Annotated in this window: 19 protein-coding genes and 1 pseudogene; 13 read left to right on the top strand and 7 right to left on the bottom strand. The window is 71.7% G+C overall.

Features of this window, described 5'->3' with window-relative positions; translation table 11 throughout:
- Window positions 1–1,081: 1,081 nt before the first annotated feature.
- From HNP84_RS12900 to HNP84_RS12885, 4 genes are all read right to left on the bottom strand, one after another.
- Entirely contained in the window at window positions 1,082–1,909 is an 828-nt protein-coding gene (locus HNP84_RS12900) for a polysaccharide lyase family 20 protein (protein ID WP_185049911.1), read from the bottom strand.
- A gap of 93 nt (window positions 1,910–2,002) precedes the next feature.
- Window positions 2,003–2,686 (bottom strand): response regulator transcription factor, encoded by a 684-nt coding sequence (locus tag HNP84_RS12895; protein WP_185049910.1) that lies wholly within the window; start codon window positions 2,684–2,686, stop codon window positions 2,003–2,005.
- Window positions 2,656–3,777: a hypothetical protein gene (locus HNP84_RS12890; protein WP_185049909.1), complete on the bottom strand. Its 1,122-nt coding sequence runs from the start codon at window positions 3,775–3,777 to the stop codon at window positions 2,656–2,658. The genes HNP84_RS12895 and HNP84_RS12890 overlap by 31 nt, the downstream gene beginning before the upstream one ends.
- Complete coding sequence (locus tag HNP84_RS12885) at window positions 3,770–4,897, bottom strand: sensor histidine kinase (protein ID WP_185049908.1); 1,128 nt, start codon at window positions 4,895–4,897, stop codon at window positions 3,770–3,772. Before HNP84_RS12885 ends, HNP84_RS12890 begins: the two co-directional genes overlap by 8 nt.
- A 243-nt stretch (window positions 4,898–5,140) precedes the next feature.
- Here HNP84_RS12885 and HNP84_RS12880 point away from each other — a divergent pair, with 243 nt between their 5' ends.
- Window positions 5,141–7,081: an FG-GAP-like repeat-containing protein gene (locus tag HNP84_RS12880; protein WP_185049907.1), complete on the top strand. Its 1,941-nt coding sequence runs from the start codon at window positions 5,141–5,143 to the stop codon at window positions 7,079–7,081.
- A 169-nt stretch (window positions 7,082–7,250) separates the two neighbouring features.
- Here the strand turns inward: HNP84_RS12880 and HNP84_RS12875 are convergent, their stop codons facing one another.
- The gene (locus tag HNP84_RS12875) at window positions 7,251–8,141 is read right to left on the bottom strand and encodes a LysR family transcriptional regulator (RefSeq protein WP_221336207.1); all 891 of its coding nucleotides are present in this window, start codon (window positions 8,139–8,141) and stop codon (window positions 7,251–7,253) included.
- Between the two features lie 86 nt (window positions 8,142–8,227).
- On the opposite strand from HNP84_RS12875, the gene HNP84_RS12870 reads away from it, so the two are divergent.
- Complete coding sequence (locus HNP84_RS12870) at window positions 8,228–9,679, top strand: MFS transporter (protein WP_185049906.1); 1,452 nt, start codon at window positions 8,228–8,230, stop codon at window positions 9,677–9,679.
- Window positions 9,680–9,763: 84 nt separating this feature from the next.
- Here the strand turns inward: HNP84_RS12870 and HNP84_RS12865 are convergent, their stop codons facing one another.
- Window positions 9,764–11,245 (bottom strand): alpha/beta hydrolase, encoded by a 1,482-nt coding sequence (locus HNP84_RS12865; protein WP_185049905.1) that lies wholly within the window; start codon window positions 11,243–11,245, stop codon window positions 9,764–9,766.
- 265 nt (window positions 11,246–11,510) lie between these two features.
- Here HNP84_RS12865 and HNP84_RS12860 point away from each other — a divergent pair, with 265 nt between their 5' ends.
- From HNP84_RS12860 to HNP84_RS12835, 6 genes are all read left to right on the top strand, one after another.
- On the top strand, window positions 11,511–12,746 hold the full coding sequence (locus HNP84_RS12860) for a sensor histidine kinase (protein WP_185049904.1): 1,236 nt from the start codon (window positions 11,511–11,513) through the stop codon (window positions 12,744–12,746).
- Window positions 12,743–13,390, top strand: a complete 648-nt coding sequence (locus HNP84_RS12855) for a response regulator (RefSeq protein WP_185049903.1) — start codon at window positions 12,743–12,745, stop codon at window positions 13,388–13,390. Before HNP84_RS12860 ends, HNP84_RS12855 begins: the two co-directional genes overlap by 4 nt.
- 214 nt (window positions 13,391–13,604) lie before the next feature.
- Window positions 13,605–13,829, top strand: coding sequence for a hypothetical protein (locus HNP84_RS12850; protein ID WP_185049902.1), 225 nt, complete (start codon window positions 13,605–13,607; stop codon window positions 13,827–13,829).
- On the top strand, window positions 13,826–14,635 hold the full coding sequence (locus tag HNP84_RS12845; protein ID WP_185049901.1) for an alpha/beta fold hydrolase: 810 nt from the start codon (window positions 13,826–13,828) through the stop codon (window positions 14,633–14,635). Before HNP84_RS12850 ends, HNP84_RS12845 begins: the two co-directional genes overlap by 4 nt.
- Before the next feature lie 118 nt (window positions 14,636–14,753).
- The gene (locus HNP84_RS12840; RefSeq protein ID WP_185049900.1) at window positions 14,754–15,491 is read left to right on the top strand and encodes a dienelactone hydrolase family protein; all 738 of its coding nucleotides are present in this window, start codon (window positions 14,754–14,756) and stop codon (window positions 15,489–15,491) included.
- A complete protein-coding gene (locus HNP84_RS12835; protein WP_221336206.1) occupies window positions 15,488–15,985 on the top strand; it encodes a GNAT family N-acetyltransferase in 498 nt (165 codons plus the stop codon). Before HNP84_RS12840 ends, HNP84_RS12835 begins: the two co-directional genes overlap by 4 nt.
- Before the next feature lie 71 nt (window positions 15,986–16,056).
- Here the strand turns inward: HNP84_RS12835 and HNP84_RS12830 are convergent, their stop codons facing one another.
- The gene (locus HNP84_RS12830; protein ID WP_185049898.1) at window positions 16,057–16,995 is read right to left on the bottom strand and encodes an RNA ligase family protein; all 939 of its coding nucleotides are present in this window, start codon (window positions 16,993–16,995) and stop codon (window positions 16,057–16,059) included.
- Window positions 16,996–17,200: 205 nt separating this feature from the next.
- Here HNP84_RS12830 and HNP84_RS56000 point away from each other — a divergent pair, with 205 nt between their 5' ends.
- The 5 genes and pseudogenes from HNP84_RS56000 to HNP84_RS12810 all read left to right on the top strand — a co-directional run bounded on the left by HNP84_RS56000 (window position 17,201) and on the right by HNP84_RS12810 (window position 22,765).
- Window positions 17,201–19,966, top strand: coding sequence for a helix-turn-helix transcriptional regulator (locus HNP84_RS56000; protein ID WP_185049897.1), 2,766 nt, complete (start codon window positions 17,201–17,203; stop codon window positions 19,964–19,966).
- Window positions 19,967–19,988: 22 nt separating this feature from the next.
- Complete coding sequence (locus tag HNP84_RS12820; protein WP_185049896.1) at window positions 19,989–20,291, top strand: helix-turn-helix domain-containing protein; 303 nt, start codon at window positions 19,989–19,991, stop codon at window positions 20,289–20,291.
- A gap of 269 nt (window positions 20,292–20,560) precedes the next feature.
- Window positions 20,561–21,049, top strand: a pseudogene (locus tag HNP84_RS51060) (PEP/pyruvate-binding domain-containing protein); the annotation flags it as partial.
- A gap of 37 nt (window positions 21,050–21,086) precedes the next feature.
- The gene (locus HNP84_RS55995) at window positions 21,087–22,124 is read left to right on the top strand and encodes a PEP-utilizing enzyme (protein ID WP_221336205.1); all 1,038 of its coding nucleotides are present in this window, start codon (window positions 21,087–21,089) and stop codon (window positions 22,122–22,124) included.
- Entirely contained in the window at window positions 22,121–22,765 is a 645-nt protein-coding gene (locus tag HNP84_RS12810) for a tyrosine-protein phosphatase (RefSeq protein WP_185049895.1), read from the top strand. The genes HNP84_RS55995 and HNP84_RS12810 overlap by 4 nt, the downstream gene beginning before the upstream one ends.

Here is a 22,765-nt window from a genome sequence, read left to right as displayed (position 1 = left end):
CACCTTCGCGCCGGGCCCACCATGCTCGGCATGCCGGGGTTTACTTTTCCTGATTTGCCTTGACGACCTTCCTGTGACTGACCAGGAAATTCGTCTGGCAATCCCAGACGAAAGCGTCGCCTGGGGAGCTGGTCACCACCGCGCGCATCCCGGCTGAGCAGCACCAGGCGCCCGCCGAGATCGCCGGTATCCCGGTCTGGTGGGCCCTGGCCGGGTGGGAGGGCCGAGGTGGCCCGGCTCGCCGAGGCCCTCGCCCGCACCGCGCGCGAGCACGCCCGAAGCGCCACCGACCAGCGCCACGCGTGGCCGCCACCGGCGCCGTGGTGCCCGGCCCGGCCGACCTGCCAGGCCCGGCCGACCTGCTAGGCTCGGCCGACCTGCCAGGCCCGGCCGACTTGGCCGGCACCAGCGGCTCATCGGGGGGTGCGGCGCGTCTTGGCGATGTGGCCTCAAGCTGAGCGCTGGTGGTGAGATCCGCCTCTCCCACCACCGCGATCACCGTCGCGCCGGCACCATGCCGGTGGGTGAGCCTCAACCGCGGCGTCCTCGCCGCGCCCACCAGATCAGGGGTTGTGCCACGACGCGATCTTGGGGCGTGGGCAAGGCCGGCGCAGCCGAACGGCGACGGTCGCGCGAACCAGGGCGTTGGGCGCGCCCAATCGGTGGAGCGCATGCAGTCCCTGATCGGGGACCTGCTGCGGGTGGCTCGGCTGGACGCGGGCGTCACCGGCCGCCGCGAGGCGATCGACGATCTTCGGCGCTTCACGCGCTTGGAGGTTCCCGCGCTCGCGATCCCGGCGGCGCCGGGCTCGGGTTGCCGGTCGCCCGGCAGATCGCCCAGGCCCACGGCGGCCTTACCGACGAAGACGGCCCGAGCGCGACGCCTGGTTCGTGCTGCGCCCCCGCCGCCCCCGCCGCGCACCCTACTGGCCGTGGTCCTCGGAGGTGGCCTAGGCTGCCCAGACCTTGGCGACACGGGCGGGGAGGGTGCGAGTGCGGGCGGCCTCCGGGTGCCCGGTGGCGATCGTCGGGCCGCCATCGGGAACGTGGCCGGCTCTGTCGCGAGCGGTGGTGAGGAGAGCTAGCCGGCCGCCGGGTTGACTTCGCTGAAGGACGTGCCCACGGTGATGTTGTCGTGGAAGACCGTGCGGCTCTCGACCTCGGTCGGGCCGGTGTTCCAGGCGGGCTTGTAGATGCCCCACTTCAGGTAGCCCTGCGTGGTGGCATCGTCGTTGAAGGTGTTGGGGCCCGTGGCGGTCACGACCTTGCGCCAGCCGGGGTTCTTGTGGGTCTGGTACCAGCCGTCGATGCTGCCCTGGCTGTCGTGGCTCCACTTGAACTTGAAGACGAAGTCGTGCCACTGCCCGGGTTTCACCTCGGCGAGGTCGAAGCTCGTCTTGTGGACGGTATCGGCCGTGGAACAGGGACTGCCGTCGGAGTTCACCCTCAGCCGCCATTTTCCGGAGGGCTGCACGCTGAGGAAGGCGCTGGGGGATTTGTCGGTCTCACACTTGTCGCGCCAGGGCTTCCACTGGAACACGATGTCTTCTCTTGAGTCGTTCTGCCAGGTGCTCGCGAGGTAGATGCTGAACCCGTAGTAGACCGTCTCACCAGACCGGAAATGGGTGTCCTTGATGTCGAGGGTGTGGCTTTCGGCTCTGGTGCCGCCGGCGACCATCTTGTCGCCGTACTTCAGATGGCTGCGGATCGCGTACCTGCCGGTCCTCGGCAGGTCATCGACCTGGATCGAGGTCTGGCAGCACTCGTTGAATCCCAGTTTCGGCTGCCCGGAGGACTTGGTGCCGTTCTCGTAACCGAATCGGAGGGCGGCCGACGCGTGGGCGTTCACCGGCGCGAGGCCGACGACGGTGAGCGCGGCCATCGCCACGGACATCGGTTTCAGGGACACGAACACCTTGGATATCTCCTCGGGCCGGGACGGCGATCATCGGGCGTCGCCACCTTACGGAAGGGACAGGTGCCGTCGTGTCAGGTGAACGCCCTACAACGAGGTCTCGTTGAGCTCGGCCAGCGTGATGAGACCGTCGTCGAGCGCGCGGCTGACGAGTTCGCTCTTGGTACGGGCGGCCCGTCCCACGTTGGCGTACTTCACCCGTACCCGCGCGATGTAGGTGTCGACGGTCTTGACCGTGATGTTGAGCTTGGCGGCGACGAGGTCCTTGGACGAGGACACGAACCACGCCCGCAGCACCTCGGTCTCGCGCTGCGACAGGCGCGGCCGGCCGGGGGCGTCGTCGCAGGCCAGGGCGCCGGAGAGCGACGGCGCCGTGTACGGCTCGCCGCGCGCGGCGGCCCGGATGGCGGGCACCAGGTGCTCGGGCCCCTCGCGTTTGGTCAGGTACGCCAGCGCGCCCAGGTCCACGCACTTGATCGCGGTCGCGTCGTCGGTGTGCTGGGAGTACACGATGACGCGCCTGCCGCTGTCGACCAGCCTGCGCAGCTCGCCGAAGTCGGGCCGGCGGGGCACGAGCTCCAGATCGAAGATGACCACGTCGGCGGCGGCGCCGGGGCCGGTCCAGGCGTCGGCGAGCCGGTCTCCGGCGTCGATCAGCTCGATCGGCGGCACCGCCTGGGAGCACCACGCGCGCACGCCGGCGGCTATGGCCGCGTGGTCGTCCACGATCACCACGGTGATCAGCTCGTCAGCCGGCGGTTCGGCTGCCATTGCGCCTCCATCCAGACCGTATCGTCGTTGTGCAACGCCTCGACCCGTACGCCGGGCGTCGCCGGCTTCGGCACGTCGATCTCACCGCAGTCGGCGACCACGCTGACCGACACCAGCCCGGCGCCGCCCATGACCGTGACCCGCGCGTGGGAGGCGGCGGTGGCGAGGGCGACGAGCACCGCCTCGGTGAGATCGCGCCGGACCGCCACCGGCGGTTCGGGCCATTGGCCGCGGGCGTCCAGTTCCACCACGACGCCCTTGCGGTCCGCCACGTCGATGCAGTGGCGCAGCTCGTGCAACAGAGGGTTCGCGACGGTGTCGGCCTCGGCGAACAGCCTGCGCATCCGGGCCGCCTCGATGGCGCACCGCCGCTGGACCGCAGGGTCCTCGGGGCGCAGCGAGCCGTCGGCGAGCCCTTCCAGCAGCGGGACCGTGGTCACCGACAGTTCGGCGAAGCGCTGCTGCCTGCGGCGGTGCGACTCCGCGGCGACGGCTTCGGAGACGCGTACCCGTTCGACCTCCTCGCGCGCGGCCGCCGCCCTCGCGCTGAGGCCGCTCAGGATGGACGCCACCACGGCCACGCACAGCGGGAAGCCGATCACGGTCACCGAGCCGGTGCAGAACCTGGCCATGTCCGGCAGGCTGGGGTCGTCGAGCAGGAGCAGGTTGAGCAGGGCGGTCAGCTCGTGGGCCAGCAGGAACAGCGCGACGCTGCGCAGGGGACGGTCGAGCAGCACGACGAGGCCGGCCCAGTTGGCCGCGCCGAAGATCCAGTCCGGGCCGGTCGAGGTGCGGCCATCGGGCAGGGTCACGTACGACAGCGCCGACGCGGCGAGCACGACGGCGATGGCGGGCCCGCGCAGCCGGTTCCACGATCGCCCGCGGACGATCAGCAGGGCTTCGCCGCCGAGCACGGCCGCGAGCGCCGCGAAGGCGGCCCACTGCGTGAGCGGTGAGTCGTACTCCTCCAGGTGGCGCAGTATGTTGGACCCTCCGAGCCCGAACACGGTCGCCATGGCGACGAGCGACGTCGCGATCCGCAGGCCGCGCCGCAACTGCGTCCGCGTCACCTCTTCGGCGGCGTCACCCATCGCCGGCACGCCATTCGAGCCGGACGAGGGTGCCCTCGCCCACGGCGGAGGTGATCGTGGCCGTGCCGCCGACCCGCTCCATCCTTCCGGACACCGACTCGCGCAGGCCGCGCCGGGTGACGGGCACGTCCGCCGCCGAGAATCCCTTCCCCTGGTCGGCGATGTCGAGCCGCAGCGCCCGCGCGTCGCCGCTGAGCCGGACGGTCGCCCGCGTCGTGCCCGCGTGGCGGCGTACGTTGTTCAGGGCCTCACCCGCCGCGTCGGCGATCGCCCTGGCCACGCCGAACGGCAGCCGGAGCCGCGCGGGGGAGTCGAAGTCCACGGTCAGGTGCGTGGCATCGAGGTCGGCGCGCAGCAGCTCGACGAGGTCGGCCTCCTCCGGCGGCGGGCCGCTCCCCGAGCGCAGCCGGTCCAGATCGCGCCGCGCCTGCCGGGCCAGCCAGTCGGCGTCCGAGCGCACCTGACCGGTGCCGACCATCAGCAGGGTCGTCGCCGCGGTGTCGTGCAGGGAGTTGGCGAACTCGCGTTCTCCGGCACGGACGCCCGCGGCCACCAACGCCTCGCCGCGCGCCTTCGCGGCCTCGGCCGCCATGCGGTCGGCCTGCCGGGCGGCGTGGTGGACGAGCACCCAGGCCGCCCTGGACAGTGCTGCCGCCGGTATCGCCTGCATCGTCCCGCTGACCAGGCTCGCGTCCACGTCCATCGCTCCCGCCGCGATGAGGAGGACCACCGCCCCGCCCCCGGCCGCCAGCGCCGCCACGCCGCCCGTCAGGGGGGAGGTGTGCCACTGGCACGTCACGCAGGCGAAGGTGACCAGGAGCCGCAGCCACCCGGTGTTGCGGTCCTCGACGGCGCCGGTCCACCAGATGCTCGCGAACAGGCCCAGCAGGACGGCCACGTCGAGGGCCACCGGTACGGTCCCACGGCCCGCACGCAGCCACCACGCGTAGCCGCAGGTCCACGCCGCCGCGACGACGACCACGGACGCCGTGGCCGCCACGTGCTCGGGTGAGGCACGGGACACTGCGATCGCGCAGATCGGCACCAGCGTCGCCAGGCGAACAGCGGCGGCGTAACGGCGGCCGAAACGCACCAGCAGCCGTGTCGCTTCCCCAGTCAACCGCCACCTCTCGCCCCGCCGGCCGGTGATCAGTCTAGCGAGTACGCCCCCTCCCATCCGCCGTAATCAACCGATCCCCGTCATGGTCAGGCTCGGCGAAGGTACACGCCGGGCTTCCTCCACCCCGTGCCCCCGGCAGTGGTATGCGGCGGGTATGCCGGAGCCGCCTTCGCGGCACGCGAATCTTGACACCCCGAGCAGGCGGCTGACGAAATAGGCGCCCTCTGTTGTGAAAGGACTCCTGTGCGTCTCGCTCGCTTTGTCGCCGTCTTCGCGCTCGTGGTCGCCGCGTTGGCCGTTCCGCAGCCCGCGCAGGCGGCCGTGTTCAAGCACCCCGGCGTGCTGGTCAGCCGGGCTCAGCTCGATTTCGTCAGGGCCAACCTCGGTAACGAGCCGTGGAAGTCCGCCTGGAGCGCCCTGCAGGCCAGCCCCTACGCCTCGCTCTCCTACACGCCCAAGCCACGCGCCGTCGTGAACTGCGGGCCCGTGTCGAATCCCGACCACGGGTGCTCGGACGAGCGCAAGGACGCGATGGCGGCCTACACGCTCGCCCTGCGGTGGTATCTCTCCAAGGACGCCCGCTACGCCGAGAAGGCGATCCAGATCATGGACGCCTGGTCGGCCGTGATCACCGGGCACACCGGGGACAACGCACCGCTGCAGACCGGCTGGGCGGGCGCCAACTTCTCCCGCGCCGCCGAGCTGATCAAGCACACCTACTCCGGCTGGACCCAGGCGGGCCGGTTCGCCGGCAAGCTCCGCACGGTGTACCTCCCGATCCTGATCGCGGGGCGGCCCAACAACAACGGCAACTGGGAACTGATCATGACCGATGCCGCCATCGGCATCGCCGTGCACCTCGACGACCGCGTCTCCTTCGACAAGGCGATCAGCACCTGGCGCGGCCGGTTGCCCGCCTACATCTACCTCACGACGGACGGCTCACTGCCCAAGGCGCCGCCGAAGAGCGACTACAACACCAAAGCCGAGATCATCGACTACTGGCACGGGCAGACCACGTTCGTGGACGGGTTGACTCAGGAGACCTGCCGCGATTTCGGGCACACCGGATGGGGTCTCGCCGCCATCTCCCACGTCGCGGAGACGGCCCGGCTCCAGGGCGTTGACCTGTACGCCACGGCCAAGCACCGGCTGCGGTTCGCGATGGACTTCCACGCCCGTCTGGAACTGGGCGGGACGGTGCCGTCGTGGCTGTGCGGAGGAAAGGTCGAGCTCGGCCTCGGGGCGCCCCTTGAGGTCGCGTACAACGCACTGCACCACCGGCTCGGATATGACGACATCCCCTACGCCACGCGGTGGATCGAGGAGAACCGTCCCGCCGGAGTGTCGCACTTCCTGGGCTGGGAGACCCTCACGCACGCCCAGAACCCGCACTACGCGGGGGTGGGCGCGTCGGCCACCCCGGACTTCGACGCCGACGGCGTGGGCGACCTCTTCTCGACCGCCACCGGAAGGCTGACCATCTGGAACGGCGAAGGAGACAACAAGTTCGGCCCGGCGACCACCGTCGGCGGCGGCTGGACCGCCTACAGCAGGCCGATCGCCGGTGACTTCGACGGCGATGGGATCAGCGACCTGATGGCCGTCAGGAAGGACACCAACAAACTCCACATCTGGAACGGCGAAGGCGCCAACGAGTTCACCGGCTTCGTCGAACTCGGCTCCGGCTGGCAACCGTACGCCGACACCCTGATGTCGCTGGGAGACATCAACGAGGACGGCCGTACCGACATCGGCGCCGTGCACGCGGAGACCGGAAAGCTGACCATCTGGAACGGCAAGGGCGCCAACCAGTTCGGCCCGGGCATCACCGTCGGCGGCGGCTGGACCGCCTACACCCGGCCGATCGGCGGCGACTTCGACGGCGATGGGATCAGCGACCTGATGGCCGTCAGGAAGGACACCAACAAACTCCACATCTGGAACGGCGAAGGCGCGAACGACTTCACCGGTGCCATCGAGATCGGCCCCAGCTGGGGGCCCTACGCCGCCACCTTGATGTCGCTGGGAGACGTCAACAAGGACGGCCGTACCGACATCGGCGCCGTGCACGCGGAGACCGGAGTGCTGACCGTCTGGAACGGCAGGGGCGGCAACAAGTTCGGCTCGGGCACCGCCATCAGCTCCGGCTGGGCGGCGTACTTCGGAGCGCCTGTGGGGTGAGGACTCGCACCGCGGGCGGGCGCGCCGCCCACGGTGCGCGGCACCGGCCTTGGACGGGGCTGTGGGCCACCGCATCGCAACGCCCGCTCCCGCGCCCGCCTTCGCGGGCGGGCGAGGGATGTCGCTTCGCCGGCCGCGTGCACGCGCGGCCGGCGAAGCGGCCGGGCGTCTACGCGGTGGCCGTCAGTTCGCGGACGACGGCGGCGAAGGGGGGCACGAGGTCGCTCGCCCCGCGCTCGGGCCAGGCCAGGGCGATCCGCAGCGGCTCCACGTCCGTCAGCGGGACCCAGGTGATGTCGGGACGGGCGTAGTACCAGGCCATGGACCTCGGCGCGATGGCTCCGGCCACCCCGGCGGCGACGTGTTCGAGCTGCTCCTCCGGGTTGTCGTTCTCGGGCCCCCATCGAGGTTCCGAGCCGTCGGGGCGGGGGTTGACCGCCCACCAGTCCACCCAGAAGCGGGGCGCCTTGCGCGTCCATACGAGCGGCACGTCGGCGATCTCCATGATGGTCAGGCTCTTCCGGCTGGCCAGCGGATGCCCGCTGTGCAGGCCGAGCACGCGGGGCTCCGTCGCGATCACCGTGCAGGTGAGGCCGCGGGTGTCGGCCGGCAGCCAGACGTAGGCGACGTCCACCAGGCCCTCGCGCAGCGCCGCCACCTCGCCCGCCCAGTCGAAGCTGCGCGGCTCGACGGACACGCCGGGATGGCGTTCCTCGAACAGGGCCCTGGCCCTCGTGCCGAGTTTGCCCGCCCCGGTGGCCTGAAAGCCGATGCGCAGCACCCGGTCGTGGGCCGCGGCGGTGACACGCGCCTGCCGGAAGGCGTCCGTCCACTGCTCGATCAGGTCCTTCGCGGCCGGGAGCAGCGCCTGGCCCGCCGGGGTCAGCCGCACGTCACGGCTGGTGCGCTGGAACAGCGGGGTGCGCAGGTCGTTCTCCAGCCGCTGGATCTGCCTGCTGAGCGAGGGCTGCGACACGTAGAGGCGGGCGGCGGCCCGGCTGAAGCTCAGCTCCTCCGCCACGGCGATGAAGTATTTCAACGCTCTGGTGTCCACATCCATGACGCCTCAACGGTAATCGATCTATGCGTTCTGCGCATGGCAACAGGTCTTGGACAGCGGGGACGCCCTGTTGGTGAGGTTTGGCCATGTCCATATCTCGTCATCGTCCTACGACGGTTTCGCGCCAGGCCGCTCTCGTCGTGCTGGCCCTGGCCCAGGGGCTCGACGTGGCCAGCGGAGCCGTGGTCAACGCGGCCCTTCCGGAGATCGGTCATGACTTCGGGCTGGGGCCCGGCGCGTTGCAGTGGGCGCTGACCGCCTACTCGGTGGCCTTCGCCGGGTTCCTGTTGTTCGGTGGCAGGGTGGCCGACGTGTTCGGCCGCCGCCTGACGTTCGCGCTGGGCATGGGGCTGCTGGCGGCCGGCTCGCTGCTGGCCTGTCTCGCGCCGGCCATGGCGGTGCTGGTCGCCGCCCGCGCCTTGCAGGGCGTGGGCGCGGCGTTGTCCGTCCCCGCCGGGCTGGCGCTGCTGACCGAGATCTTCCCCGAGGGCGGCGAACGCGACCGCGCGCTGGCCGTGTACGCCTCCGTCGGCGCCTGCGCCTTCGCCGCGGGGCTGGTGCTGGGCGGTTTCCTGACGACCTGGCTCGGCTGGCGCTCGGTCTTCGCCGTGATCGCCGTGCCGGCCGCCTTGACCCTGGCCGCCTGCCGGATGTTCCTTCCGCGAGGCCGCCGCCGCGCGCAGCCCCTGGACGCGCCCGGAGCGGCCGCCGTCACGGTCGGCCTGCTGCTGGGTGTGTACGGCGTGACCCGCGGCGGCGAGATGGGCTGGACCGACCCCGGTACGCTGCTCGCGCTGGCCCTCGCCGTCGGAGCGCTCGCCGCGTTCACCTGGCGCGAGCGCCGGGCGGCCGACCCGCTGCTGCCGTTCACGCTGTTCCGCTCTTCTCACGTGCGGATGGGCGCCGCCGGCGCGTTGCTGTTCTACGTGGCGGTGGCCGGCGTGCTGTTCTTCGCGCCCATGTACCTGCAGGGGATGCTCGGCTACACGCCCCTGCAGTCGGGCCTGGCGGTCGTGCCGATGAGCATCGTGGTCATCGCGACGTCGTCGGTGGCCGGACGGGTGCTCGTCCGCGTCGGGCAGGGCCGGCTGCTCGTCTTCGGCCTGCTGCTGATCGCCGCGGGCACCGCGCTGTGGGCGGTGACGCCGCCCGACGGGCGGTACTGGCTGCACGTGTTCCCCGGCATCGCGGTCATGAGCGCGGGCCAGGGGCTGGCCTTCACGGCTCTCACCTCCGCCTCGCTGACCGGCGTCCCCCAGGACAGGCACGGGGTGGCGGGCGCGGTGAACGTGACGGCGCAGCAGGTGGGCTCGGCCTTGGGCGTCGCGGCCCTGGCGGCCGTGGCCGGCGCGGTGCCGGACACGCTCGGCGGGTACCACGCGGCGTACCTGACCGCGGCGGGCGTGGTGGCGGCCGGCGCGGTCGCGCTGGCGGTGACCGGCGCCAGGACGGTCACGCGGGCAGGCGGCTCCCCCGGTGATCGGCCCGCCGAGCCGCCGCCGGCGCGGACCTCTCGCGTGAGCGCGCCGGCGGAATAGCCGGGCCGGGTCGTTCCACGTCCAGTGGCCGGCCTGGGGCCCGGCGAGCGCTCACGTGCACGACGGCCGCCCGGTTCTCTGCCGTCATGTGGCTTTGCTTCTCCCCGGGCAGCGCACGTCCTCGCGCGGCAGCGTGCCGTCCACGAGCCAAGCCGATGCCGCGCTCACCGCGCACAGGTCCGCGACCCCGTGACCGGCGGCGTCGACGGTGACCAGGCGGGTGCGTGCCCCGAGCGCCAGCCGCATCCGCACAGCGCCTGCGTAAGGCGTCACAGGATCTCGCAGGTTCTGCAGCATCAGCACCTCGACGGGCCTTCCGCCGATCCTCGGGACCTGCCCCTGCCCGGGGGCGCCGGGCCAGTACGCACACGGGCGGATGTTGGACAAGCCCCCGCCGGTCACCGGAAAGGCGCGCGCTTCGCTGAGCGAGTCACGCCGGTAGGCGGCGGGATCGCGTGGCCACCGGCCGGCGCACGTCACCGCGAGCATCGCCGACGCGGTGGCCGAGCCGGTCGGCGGGACCATGGTGGCTCGGGCGAGCCGCTGAGCCACGGTGGCCTCCGGGGGCGCTCCAGGTGCGCCGGTCAGATATCCCACGACGCCCGCCGTGTCGGGAAACAGCGACGCGTCCGGCGCGGCGAAGGTCATGTACAGCAGGGACCGCAGTGAGGCCGGCGTGACCTCGACGTCCCCGACCTTCTCCGGCTGCTTCGCGAGCCGCCGCAGCAGCGCGAGGATGCGCGCGCGCACCTGGTGCTCGGTCTCTCCAAGAGAGTACGTGGCGTGCCGCTCCGCCAGCCACGCCGCCAGGTCGGTGAAGCGCGCGTCCACGGCCTGCGCCGTAGAGCGGACCGTACGGTAGGAGGGGCCCTCCGGTGCCATGACACTGTCCAGCACGAGCTTGTCGACGCGGGTGGGGAACAGAGTGGCGTAAACCGCACCGAGGTAGGTGCCGTACGAGACTCCCAGGTAGGAGATCTTCCGCTCGCCCAGCATGGAGCGGATGGCGTCGATGTCACGTGCCGTGTTCTCCGTGGTCAGATGCGGAAGCATCGCACCGGCACGCCTGACGCAGGCTTGTGCTGTCGCCCGGGCGAGCGCGGCGTCGGCGTCGAACCCCCCGGGTTGAGGCCACGGCAGTTGTGCCTGGCGCACTTGCCGGTCGTCGAGTCCGCAGTCGATGGGGCTGCTGGCGCCCGTGCCGCGCGGGTCGAACCCGACCAGGTCGTAGTGCTCCGCGACGTCCTTGAGCGCCGGATTTCCCGACACCAGCGCCGGTGCGCCCAGCCCGGCGATGCCAGGCCCGCCCGGATTGATCAGCAGCACCCCCCTGCGTTCGGCCTGGTCGCGGGCGGCCAGCCGGGAGACGGCAATGTCGATCTTGGGGCCGTGGGGTATCCGGTGGTCCAGCGGTACCGAGATCGTCGTGCACTGTAGCGGTGCCTGCTGCGGAGCGGGCTCCGCGCACGCCCGCCAGCGCGCGGGGGCGGCCGCGGCCTCGGCCGCGGCCGCGGTGGGCGCGGTGCCCATCGCGCTCACGGCGGTCGTCAGCGTCAGCCCTGCCACCAGGCATCGCCATCTCGCGTGCCTGTTCTCTCGTCCCAACGGTCGTGCCATCTCCGGTGCCCTCCCGAGCAGGTTCGACGGATGCTTCGACGGATGCGCAGACGGCAAGGCTTCCGGACGCGGGGCCTCTTCCGCTTCTGTCGCCAGACGGAGTCCCTCTGCCGGAAGTTGTAGGCGGGCATCCTGCGCTGGGCGGAGTCGGGAGACGGCCGGTACCGGGCAGGATGAGGGGGTGCCCCGGTCGCCCTCCTTCTCCCTGTTTCGGTTGTTCCGCTCGCATACCGCGGACAGGACCCTTCGGCGGGGCCTGCTCCTGGCGCTCGGCGCGGCGTCGTGCGGCGCGTACCTGCTGGCCGGTGCGGCACTGGTCGCGGCCCCCTGGCGGCTCGACGAGCAGCCGGCGACGGCGGGCCTCGTGCAGCTCGTTCTCGTCCAGGCCGTCCTGGCCGCCGGCGCGCTGGCGTTCGCCGCCGGGCTGGTACCCGCCGTACGCCGGGCCGAGCTGCGGGTGGTTCGTGTTCTCCTCCGCGTCCGCTTCGAGCCGGTACCGTCCCGGAGCGTGCGGTGGCAGACGCGGTTGCGGGCCGGAGTCTGGCATGTGCTCCACGTCTTCCTCGGTGCCGCTGTCGCGGTGGCGTTCCTCGTCACGTTGAGCGTCATCGCCTCGGTGCCCGCCTGGTTGAGCGGCCCCGCGGGGCATGACCTCGCGCCGTGGAGTCTTCGCGGGCCGCTCGACTTCATGCTCCTCGCCGGGACGGCGTTGATCGGTGTCCTGGCGCTGGGCTGCCTGGTCGGGGCGGCCGGCGCGCTGGCGGACCGTCTGGTCCGGCCCCTGCTCGGCCCGTCCAGCGCGGAGCTGCTGGCCGCCGAGCGCCTGATCGCCGCGGACCTGGCCGCTCGCAGCCGGCTCTCGAAGGAGGTGCACGACTCGGTGGGTCATGCGCTGACGGTCACCCTCATGCAAGCGGGAGGCGCCGAACGGCTGCTCGACACGGATCCGGAGTTCGTCCGTGAGATGCTCAAGTCGATCCAGCAGACCAGTCGCAGCGCACTGAGCGACCTCGACCACGTGCTGTCCCTCCTGAAGGACGGCACGACACCGGCACCGACCGTGCCGCATGGCGCGCTGACCGACCTGGACAAGCTGATCGGCCCTGTCACCGCGGGGGGGCTGACCGTCCGCCACACGGTGATCGGCGATGCGGCTCGGCTGCCGGCCGCGGTCTCCCGGGTGGGCTACCGCGTCGTTCAAGAGGCGCTGACCAATGTTCTCCGGCACGGCGGGCCCGGCGTCACGGAGCTGCGCGTGACCATCGACGAGACAGCGATCACCATCGAGTGCGTCAACCCGCTGTCCACGAATCAGCGGCCGGTCCCGCCAGGGATGGGCCTGACGTCGATGCGCCATCAAGTGCTCGCGCTCGGCGGCGACCTGACCGCCGGAGCGAAAGGCTCCCAGTGGCTGCTCGCCATCCGGCTGCCCCTGGCGGTCCCCCGATGACGACCCGTGTCGTCGTCGCCGACGACGAGCCGATGATCAGAACGGTTCTTCGCAAGATTCTCGACGCCGAGCCTGACATCTGCGTGGTGGGCGAAGCGGAGAACGGACGGCAGGCCGTCGAACTGGCCGGCCGTCTCCGCCCGGACGTGCTGCTCATGGACGTCCGAATGCCCGAGCTGGACGGCCTGGACGCCACGGAACTCATCCTGGACATCGAGCGGCAGCCGCCGAGGATCCTGCTCCTCACCATCTTCGACAGCGACCAATACGTCTATCGGGCCCTGTGCGCGGGCGCCACGGGTTTCCTGCTCAAACGCGCGGAGCCCGAGCAGATCGTGCACGCGGTCCGGGTGGCCGCTCTCGGCGACACCCTGCTGTTCCCGGCCAGTATCCGTGAACTGGCCGCCCGGTACCGTCCACGCCGCCCTCTCGCCATCAGCCGGCAGTTGACCGAACGCGAGGCGGACGTTCTGCGCCTGATGGCGCAGGGCCTGACCAACTCAGAGATCGCCGAGCGGCTGTACATCACCGTCGGTACCGTCAAGACCCACATCGGTAACCTTCTCACCAAACTGAACGCCCGAGACCGCACGCAGGCCGTCATCGCGGCCTACGAGTCCGGCTTCATCACCCCAGGGCCCTGAGCGGCTCCCTCCGCCTCGTCCCAGAAGCCGGCGAGAACGGCGTTCAGGCGTTCCGGTGCGTCCACAGTGTGGCCGCTGCCGGGGAACGGCAGGTGGCGGGCGCCGACGCGCATGGCGGTGATCCGCGCGCACGTCATGAGCGGAATGCCGGCGCGCCCCTGAACAGTGTTCAGCTGACTTGAACACTGCTTAATAACGGCGCTAGGCTGCGCTCATGACCAGCCGTGCGGGCAAGATGGGTTCGGTGTGGCTGCGGCGGCCACAGCCGGCCGGGGATCGCCGTCCCGGCCAGGCGAAGATCGTGGCCGAGGCCGTGGCCGTCCTCGGCGCCGAGGGCCTCGACGGCCTGTCCATGCGCGACCTGGCGGGCGGGCTCCGCAGTCCGGCCCTGTCCAGCCGGCCGCTTCGCACTCCATCACTTGAGGAGATGAGGCCGTGATCGCGGTCCGCAAGGGCGGCCAGGGTGGCCCCCGGCTGGTTTTCGTGCACGGCGGTTCCGGTTCCTGGCGGATGGGCGCCGAACTGCTGTTCATGTTGTCGCCCCATGTCCGGTGGTGGGCCGTCGACCTGCCTGGTCACGGCGACTCGCCGCCCGGCCGCTACGACGTGGAGGGTGTCGCGGCGGTGCTGGCCGAGTGGGCGAGGGCCGAGCTGGACGGCCCGGCGTGGTGGTACGGCCACTCCTATGGTGGTCAGGTCGCCCTGGCCACCGCCGCGGCCTGCCGGGAGGCGTTCGCCGGCCTGGTCATCGGTGATGCGCCGCTGTCCGCGCAGGCCATGTACCGGCTTGTGGAGCAGAGCTCCGAGCGGTTGCGCCGCTGGCGGGACTGGTGCGGTCGTCCCGAGTCCGAGCTGCTCGGGCTGCTCGGCGCCGAGAGTGCGGGGGAGCGGACCTATGCCGAGCTGTTCGGCCTCGATCATCCGTACCTCACCGGCATGGCCTACTCCCTGCACCGCCACGACCCGGCCTTCCTCGATGCGCTTCTCGACGATCGCGAAGGCGTGTACGGCTGTCTCGACCGTTCCGGCGACTGGCTGGAGGCGGTGCCGGGGCCGGTGTCGCTGTTGCGCGGGGATCCAGCGGTGCTGGCCCTGTCGAGTGAGCGGGACGCGATGCTGGTGCGGGAGCACGGTGGCACCGTCCGCACCGTGGACGGGGTCGGGCACAGCCTGCACCAGACCGCCCCTGCGGTCATCGCGGACATCCTCATGAGCTTCATCCACCAGGCCGTTCCGAAGCCGTGAGCCGACGAGAGGCGCCGGCGCCAGGTCGTCCGCATGTGAGCGTGGTGAGAGCGCGCACCACCACCAACACGTCCCGCCCGCCGTTCACCGGGCAAGGAACGAGAGGAGTACCGAGAACATGCAGACCGGTGCCGTGGTCACCGTGCCTGTCGAGTACCGTCACGGTTCGGCGGTGATGGAAGGGCTGCTGCTGCGTGGGGATGCGACCCCTGCGCCTGCGCCGACCGTGCTGGTGTGCCACGGCGCGGAGGGCAGGAGCGACGTCCTGGTCGAGATGGCCATGCGGCTGCTGCCCTGGGGGTATCAGGCGTTCGTCATGGATCTGTACGGCAAGGGCGTCAGCGGCTCCACGCCGGAGGAGTTCGACGCGCTCATGAGACCGTTCCTGGAGGACCGGGCGATGCTGGCGGACCGCCTGGCCACGGTGGTCTCCACGGTGGCCGAACTGCCCGAGGTGGACGCCTCCCGGCTGGCGGCGATCGGGTTCTGCTTCGGCGGGCTGTGCGTGCTGGACATGGCCAGGACCGGCGCCGCGGTACGAGGGGTGGCGAGCTTCCACGGGGTGCTGACGCCGCCGCCGGGCTGGACGCCGCGGCCGACCTCGTGCAAGGTCGCCGTCTATCACGGCTGGGAGGACCCCTTCGCCAGGCCGGAGGACGTCACGGCGCTCGCGGCCGAGCTCACCGCGGCCGGCGCCGACTGGCAGTTCCAGGTGTTCGGCCACACCTTCCACTCCTTCATGGCCGAGCAGGCGAACAGCCCGGAGCTCGGCATCCAGTACAGCCGGCAGTCCGCAGAGCGTGCCTGGTGGAGCCTGGAGCGGTTCCTCGCCGAATGCCTCCGGCAGCCGTCGTGAGCCTCCGGCCGGACGTGAAGCTGCCGCGGCTGGACGAGAGCCTGCTGCCGGAACTGCTGGAATGCGCGGTGGCCGACGCGGATCCGCTTGAGGTGATGCCTCCGGTGGAGGGCCCCGGGGGATGGACGGGCGAGCGGCGTCGGGCCTTCCTGCGCTTCCACCGGTCGAGGGCGCTGGCGCCCGAACCCGTGGAGGACACCTACGTGATCCTGGTCACCGGCCGCGCGGCCGGCGCCGCCAGGCTGTGCCCGCTGGACGACGCCCGCGACGCCGTGGAGGCCGGCATCTGGATCGGGCGTTCGCACCGGGGCCAGGGCGTGGGTACCGCCGTGCTCAGGCAGCTCGTCGGCCTCGCACGCGCTCGCGGCGCCCGCCGGCTGTTCGCGAGCACGACCGCCGGCAACACCCCCATGCGCGAGATCCTCGCCGGTCTGGGCGCCACCCTGACCCAGACCGGCGACGAGGTGGCGGCCTGGGTCGATCTCCGTCCGTAGCCGAAGGCCGACGGCGGTGCGCAGGCGGGCGCTGGGCAGGCCCATCGCCGGTCGCGCGGTCGCGGAGTGAGTCACTCGCGGCAGCTCGCCCGGACCGTGTCCCTCAGGTGGGCGTTCAGCTCGTCCTCCGCAGCACCGTCGAGGGCCGCCATGGCTGCGGGAAAGGCGTCGGTCAGATCGACCATGACGTCGAGCACGACCTCGTCCACGAACTCATGGAAGGACCCGGGCCCCGTCTTCGACCGCGCGCTGTCCAGGCGGGGCTTGTTCACCATGGCGTGAGCGAGTCTTCGCAGATCATCCAGGGAAAGGCGCGTGTGCGGGTTCCAGGGCCGGCTCTCATCGAAGCGCAATTCGTCGAACTCTTCGATTTTCATCTTGATGATGGGACGTCGCTGGGCCGGAGCGGAGACATCAGGACGCATGACGATCCCTTCCGCATGGTTTCCCGGAATGTCCGGCAGCCCGAGCAGACGCGGCACCCGGGTGGGGAACCGCAGAGGCAGGGCGTCCAGCTCGTGGCGGGGCCCTCTGCCGAGCAGCGGCACCACATCGAGCCCGGCCGACGACGCCACGGCTGCCACGTCGGCGTACGGCAGCAAGACGCCGGTGTCGTCCGGGCCCTCGTGCCGCAGTACGTCGAAGAGCGCGAAACGCAGGTCCGGGCTGTACCAGACCCCCGTTTGCACCGCACTGACCCCGGGCACCGGGACGACGTCGGCGTGCGGATAGTGGCCGCCGTACAGTTCTCCATAGATGCGTACGGCGCTGCCGCCCAGCGACAAAGCCGTCCTGGCCGCTTGTTCCAGTTGGCCGCGCAGCAGTTGCCAGCCGAAGAACGCTTCCTCCCCGCCCAGCCAGGCTTTGCGTTTGCCGATATGGAATTCACGGCCGTCGAAGGCGATGACCAGTTGCGCTCCGTGAATCTTCTCGGTCGCGATCCACTCGCCGTTGAAGGCGACGACGGCGCGCGACGCAACGGGAATCTTCGGGAAAGGCAGATGCCGCATGGCAGAAGTCTCCATCTCCCTCCGATGTCCCCGGAACCGGTTTATGCCGGCACCGCGGGCATTCTGTACCGGGGCGATGCCTCACGGGAGGAGGCCATGAAGCCGGCCGGGAGGCCGGCCACAGGAGGACGGCATGCGAGCGGCGTGTGAGTGGCTTGTGAGCGATCCCGCTTATGATCTCGCATCCACAGGGCGTGAAGATTGAGTGACAAGGAACGGATGTCCTATCAACGCGGACCACACGATCTTCGGGCGGGACGAGGAGCTGCAGCGGATCGGGCGGTTGTTCGACCAGGTCCACAGAGGGCGCGGCGGTGCCCTGGTGATCCGGGGCGAGGCGGGGGTGGGGAAGAGCGCGCTGCTGCGCGAGGCCCGGCGGCGGGCCGGGCAGGGGCTCACGTTTCTCGTGACGGCGGGCGTCGAGTCGGAGATCAGGTTGGCCTTCAGCGGCTTGCATCAGCTCCTCGCACCCGTCCTGGACAGCCTGGACCTGCTGCCGGAGGAGCAGGCGCAGGCCCTGCGCTGCGCGCTCGGCCTGCGGCGCGGGCAGACCACCGAACTGCTGGTGTGCGCGGCGTTCACCGCGCTGCTCCGGCGGCTGTCGGAGGCCGGCCCGGTCGTGGTCGTGGCGGACGACGCGCACGCTCTCGACCGCGCCTCCACGGCTGTGCTGCTGTTCGCCGCCAGGCGGCTGACCGGCACCGGAGCCGGCATGCTGATCGCCGTACAAGATCCGGGTGAAGCGGAGCTGGAGACCGCGGACCTGGCGGAGATCCGGCTGCACGGCCTGGACGCTGAGGTGGTGGCCCGGCTGGCGCAGGCCGCCGGATGGGAGGTGGACCGCCCCACCATCGACGTCCTGACGCAGGCCACCGGCGGCAACCCGCTGGCGCTGACCACGCTGGCCCGTGCCGGCGACTGGGAACGGCTCGTGCCGGTGTCGCTCCTGACCGGGACGGTCCCCTTGGACGCGACGCTGCGGGCGATGTTCGTGCGGCGACTGGGCTCGCTACCGGAGCAGGCGCACGACGCTCTGCTCGTGGCGGCGGCCGAGGAGTCCGGACGGGTGAGCGTGGTGCTGGCCGCCACCGCCGGGCTGGGAGCGCCGCAGGACGCCCTGGACGCGGCGGAACGGGCCGGACTGATCGACGTGTTCGGCCACGAGCTGCGGTTCCGTCATCCGCTGATCCGCTCGGCCGCCTACCAGAGCGCCTCCGCCGGGCGACGGCGCGCCGCGCACGCCGCTCTGGCGTCGGTGCTGGCCGCGCGCGGTGAGAACGGGCGGGCGCGGCGGCACCGCGCGCTGGCCGCGGTCGATCCGGACGACGCGCTGGCGGCCGAACTCGAACGGGACGCCCACGAGATGACCGCGCGCGGCGGGATGGCCGCCACCGCATCGACGTTGCACCAGGCCGCCCTGCTCAGCTCCCAGCCAGCCGAACGGGTGCGCCGGCTGACCCTGGCCGCCTACGCGGCGTGGAAGTCCGGGCACGACCGTTATGCCCGGTCGCTGCTCGCCGCCGCCGACCGCAGCCTCGCCGATCCGGGCACCGAGCAGGAGATGGTACGCCTGCGGGGGCTGGTCGAGTTCTACAGCGGCGATCAGGTCACCGCCTACGACTACGCGACGCGCACGGCGGCCGAACTGGCGGGCAAGTCCGCCGATCACGCGGCGGAGATGTTGTTCATCGCGCTGGAGACCGCCGTCTACACCGACCGGTTGCCCTGGGCCGCCGCTGCCGCCGACCGGCTCGCCGAACTGCCCGGCGGCTATCAGCGCTATGGCCTGCTGCTTGCCGCCGCCGTCCGAGGTCTGCCCGACCCTGCGACGGCGGACCCGTGGTGGGTGTTCGATCGGGCGCCCGCCGCGATCCATCCTTCCAACGCGCACAGCTGGTTGTACGCCATGGCGATCAACTGGCGCGGACCTGATCCGAGCCAGGCGCGCGAGTTCGGTCTGGTGGCGTGCGATCACCTGATGGATGCGGGCATGCGGGCGATCATCGCGATCCCGCTGTGCTGGCTGGCCGAGCTGGAGTACCGGCTCGGGCTGTGGGCGGAGGCCGAGGAGCACGCGATGCAGGCGTACGAGGTGGCCGGCGAGGTGAACCAGCGTCCGCGGGCCGCCGATGCGGCGGCCATGCTGGCGCTGCTGGCCGCCGCGCGCGGTGGGCGTGCCGACTGCGGCCGGCATGCCCGGCGGGCCCTGGAGCTGGCCGCGCCGGTCCGCAACCGGCTCGCCGCCGCGCAGGCGACGTGGGCTCTGGGGCTGCGCGACCTGGCGCACGGCCGGCCCGAGTCGGCCGCGGCCACGTTGCGCTCCCTGCACCTGGCCGGTTCCGCGCGGCATCACGAGCAGGTCAGCGCGCTGGCGATCGGCGACACGGTGGAGGCGCACGTCCGGGCGGGGCTCACCGGTGAAGCGGCACGGCTGGCCACCGAGCACGAGCGGCGCACGGCCACGACCGGCACGCCGTTGGCGAGGGCCTGTCTGCACCGCTGTCGCGCTCTGCTGGCCGGTGACATCGACCGGGCTGATGAGGACTTCCGTGCCGCTCTGTCGATTCCGGGTGCGGATCATCGCCCTTTCGAGTACGCCCGTACGGCGTTGCTGCACGGGCAGTGGCTGCGCCGCCATCGCCGGGTCCGCGATGCGCGGGTGTCGTTGAGGCAGGCACTTGAGCAGTTCGAGCGTTTGGGCGCGCGGCCGTGGGCCGCTCAGGCGAGGGCGGAGTTGCGCAGTTGTGGTGGTGAGCCGGCGCCGGTCGCGCGGGGGGCGGCGCTCACGCCGCAGGAGTGGCAGGTGGCCAGGCTCGCCGCGCAGGGGCTCACCAACAAGGAGATCGGCGCCCGGCTGTTCCTGGGGGTGAGGACGGTGAGCCACCACCTGTACAAGATCTTCCCGAAGCTGGGCATCTCGTCCCGGTCGCAGTTGCGCGGCCTCGACCTGTTCGAGGAGGACGACCGCTGATGAGGGCCGCTGACGCGGGCTGGTGATCCCGCACCGGCGGTCGGGGCAGCGGTTCTACGACACCGCGCAGGTCTACCGGGTGGCGTTGATCCGGCTATGGCGGCAGAGCGGCCTCATGGGGATCGACGAGATAGCCGCGCTGCTGTCGCGGGCCGACAACTGGCGGGAGATCGTGGACGCGCGGATCGCCGACATCGACGCCCAGATGGAACGCCTGGCCACCGCCAGGCGGTACCTCGGCCATCTGAAGCAGTGCCCGCACGGCCCATCGCTGGAGGACTGCCCCGAGTTCAGAGCGGGCGTCCAAGCGCCCGCACCGCGATGACGGCCGGACCCGCGCCCGCGGGCACGTGATCCTTCACGTCGATGCCGGGCGTCACCTGCTGCCTGCTCGCCGCCGGACTCACCGCGGTGACCGCACGCGGCGGCTTGCACTCAACCCGAGTTGAGGATGCATCGTGATGCCTGCCCATCGACCAGCGAAGGAGTGTCGATCAGTTGGTTGTCACGGACACCCGCAGCGTGGTGACGTTGCGAGAACTGACGGTTCCGGATGCCGGACGGGCCGGGAACAAGGCCGTGAACCTGGCGGCCATGCTCGGGCTGGGCTTCAGCGTCCCCGACGGGTTCGTCATCACCACCGCCGCCTACGACTCCGCCTGCGCAGGACAGGTGGCGGCTCTCCTGAACGGCGGGTCCGCGGACGAGGAGACGGCACGCTCCATCCGGGCGGCGATCCTGGCGGCGGAGCCGCCCGGGGAACTGACCAGGGCCATCGCGCACGCCTACCGCGCGATGGGCGAGGACGCTGAGGTCGCGGTGCGTTCGTCCTCCCCGAGCGAGGACCTGGCCGAGGCCAGCTTCGCCGGGCAGTACGACACGTTCCTGCATGTCACCGGCATCGAGGAGGTGCTGGCGGCGGTCAGGCGCTGCTGGGCCTCGCTCTGGTCGGACCGCGCCGTCCGGTACCGCACGGCACACGGCGTGGATCATCGTGCCGCCGCCATCGGGGTCGTCGTGCAGCGCATGGTGCGAGCCAGGACAGCGGGCGTCCTGCACACACTCAACCCGGTGACGGGCCACAGGTCCGAAATGGTCGCCGAAGCGGTGCGGGGCGTGGGTGAGGCGGTGGCGTCCGGCACTGGCCCGCGTCCGCGTACGGCGGCGGGCGGAACAGCACGTGCGCGCGCTGATCGGCCCCCAGCACGCGGAACCCGCCGAGCGGCTGCGCTGGATCGAGGCCAACCACAAGATGATCTGCCACATCGAGGCCGACCTGCCCCGCGCGGCGAACACCGCGGGCGGCCTGGCGCAGCGGCTCGCCGCCCGTCTGCTCGACGGATTCGCCGGCCCGGAGGAGATCAACGCCTGCTTCCGCGGCCTGCCCGCCAACCCGACCACGGAGATGGATCTGGCGCTGTGGCGGCTGGCGATGACGGCCAGGACCGACCCGGCCGCACGCGCCGTCGTCGCCGAGCGCGACGCCGGGAGGCTGGCGAAGGCGTACCAGCGCGGGGAGCTGCCCGATTCTCTGCAGAGGGGAATGCGCGCCTTCCTCACCCGCTACGGTTGCCGGGTGGCCGCCGAGATGGACCTCGGGCTGCCCCGCTGGGCCGACGACCCCACTCCCGTCTTCGGCACCTTGATCAGCTACGTGGACGCCGCGGACACCGGCTTCGACGCGTCCGGGGACGGGGACAGCGGTCATCGGGCCAAGGTGCGCGAGCGGCGGGCGGTCTACACGCAGGAGATGAGCCGCAGCCAGGTACCCTCCGTCGTCCTGTCGGACGGCACCATCCCCGAGTACCGCCCCGCGAGCGCCGGCGGTGGCGTCTTCCTGCACGGCCTGGCCGGCTCGTCCGGCATCGCGTCCGGGCCGGCCAGGATCGTGCACGACCCCGAAACCGCCCGGATCGAACCGGGCGAGGTCCTCGTGTGCCCTTCGAGGGACCCGGGCTGGACACCGCTCTTCCTCAACGCCGCCGCCCTGGTCACCGAGACGGGCGGGATGATCTCCCACGGCACGACGGTCGCCCGGGAGTACGGCATCCCCGCTGTCGTGGGCGCGGCCGGCGCGACCACGAGGATCCGCGACGGTCAGGTGATCACGGTGGACGGCTCGCGGGGCACGATCTCGCTCGGCGGGCACGAGCGGTGAACAGCCTGTGCAACTTCCGGGACGTCGCTTCGGGGTCACCCGGCCGGATCGTGCCGGGCCGGCTCTTCCGCAGCGACGCCCCGGACGACTTGACCCCGTCGGACATCGAGCACCTGACCGACGAGCTGCGCATCGGCTGCGTCCTCGACCTGCGGCACCCCCTGGACACGGCCCCGGCCCGCGTGGCACTCCCGGGGGTGGCCCACGTCAACATACCCCTGCTCGACGTCGGGATCTTCCCCTCGCTGCCCGCCGACTACGCCGGCAGGCTCTGCCACGACCGGAACCTGCCGCTGGCCGTCAAAGCTCTGGCCGTGCTGCTCGAACGGCCGACCCTGGTCCATCGCACGGCAGGCAAGGACCGCACGGGCGTGGTCATCGCGCTGGCGCTCCGCCTGGCCGACGTGCCACGATCCGTGATCGTCGAGGACTATCTCCGCACCGCGGGCAACCTGCCCCGGCTCCTGGCCCGGCATCGCGCCCGGCCACTCGCGCCGGAGTTCTACGAGTGCTCCCAGGAGCCGATCACCGCCTTCCTCGACGCGCTCGAAGCGGACTACGGCGGCGCCCGAGGATGGGCGTCCGGTGCCGGCATCTCGCCGGAGACCGTGAGCGCCATCGAAGCGGCGCTGACGGCCTGA

Source organism: Thermocatellispora tengchongensis (assembly GCF_014202315.1).
GTDB lineage: Bacteria > Actinomycetota > Actinomycetes > Streptosporangiales > Streptosporangiaceae > Thermocatellispora > Thermocatellispora tengchongensis.
Note: the sequence above shows the minus strand (reverse complement) of the source record. Positions and strands in the feature narration are given on the sequence as shown.

Bases quoted from the DNA above. Each gene is read 5' to 3' on its own strand.
- HNP84_RS12890 (WP_185049909.1), bottom strand. From the start codon at position 3,777: ATGGGTGACGCCGCCGAAGAGGTGACGCGGACGCAGTTGCGGCGCGGC.
- HNP84_RS12830 (WP_185049898.1), bottom strand. From the start codon at position 16,995: ATGCGGCATCTGCCTTTCCCGAAGATTCCCGTTGCGTCGCGCGCCGTC.
- HNP84_RS12895 (WP_185049910.1), bottom strand. From the start codon at position 2,686: ATGGCAGCCGAACCGCCGGCTGACGAGCTGATCACCGTGGTGATCGTG.
- HNP84_RS12840 (WP_185049900.1), top strand. From the start codon at position 14,754: ATGCAGACCGGTGCCGTGGTCACCGTGCCTGTCGAGTACCGTCACGGT.
- HNP84_RS12875 (WP_221336207.1), bottom strand. From the start codon at position 8,141: ATGGATGTGGACACCAGAGCGTTGAAATACTTCATCGCCGTGGCGGAG.
- HNP84_RS12850 (WP_185049902.1), top strand. From the start codon at position 13,605: ATGACCAGCCGTGCGGGCAAGATGGGTTCGGTGTGGCTGCGGCGGCCA.
- HNP84_RS12855 (WP_185049903.1), top strand. From the start codon at position 12,743: ATGACGACCCGTGTCGTCGTCGCCGACGACGAGCCGATGATCAGAACG.
- HNP84_RS12870 (WP_185049906.1), top strand. From the start codon at position 8,228: ATGTCCATATCTCGTCATCGTCCTACGACGGTTTCGCGCCAGGCCGCT.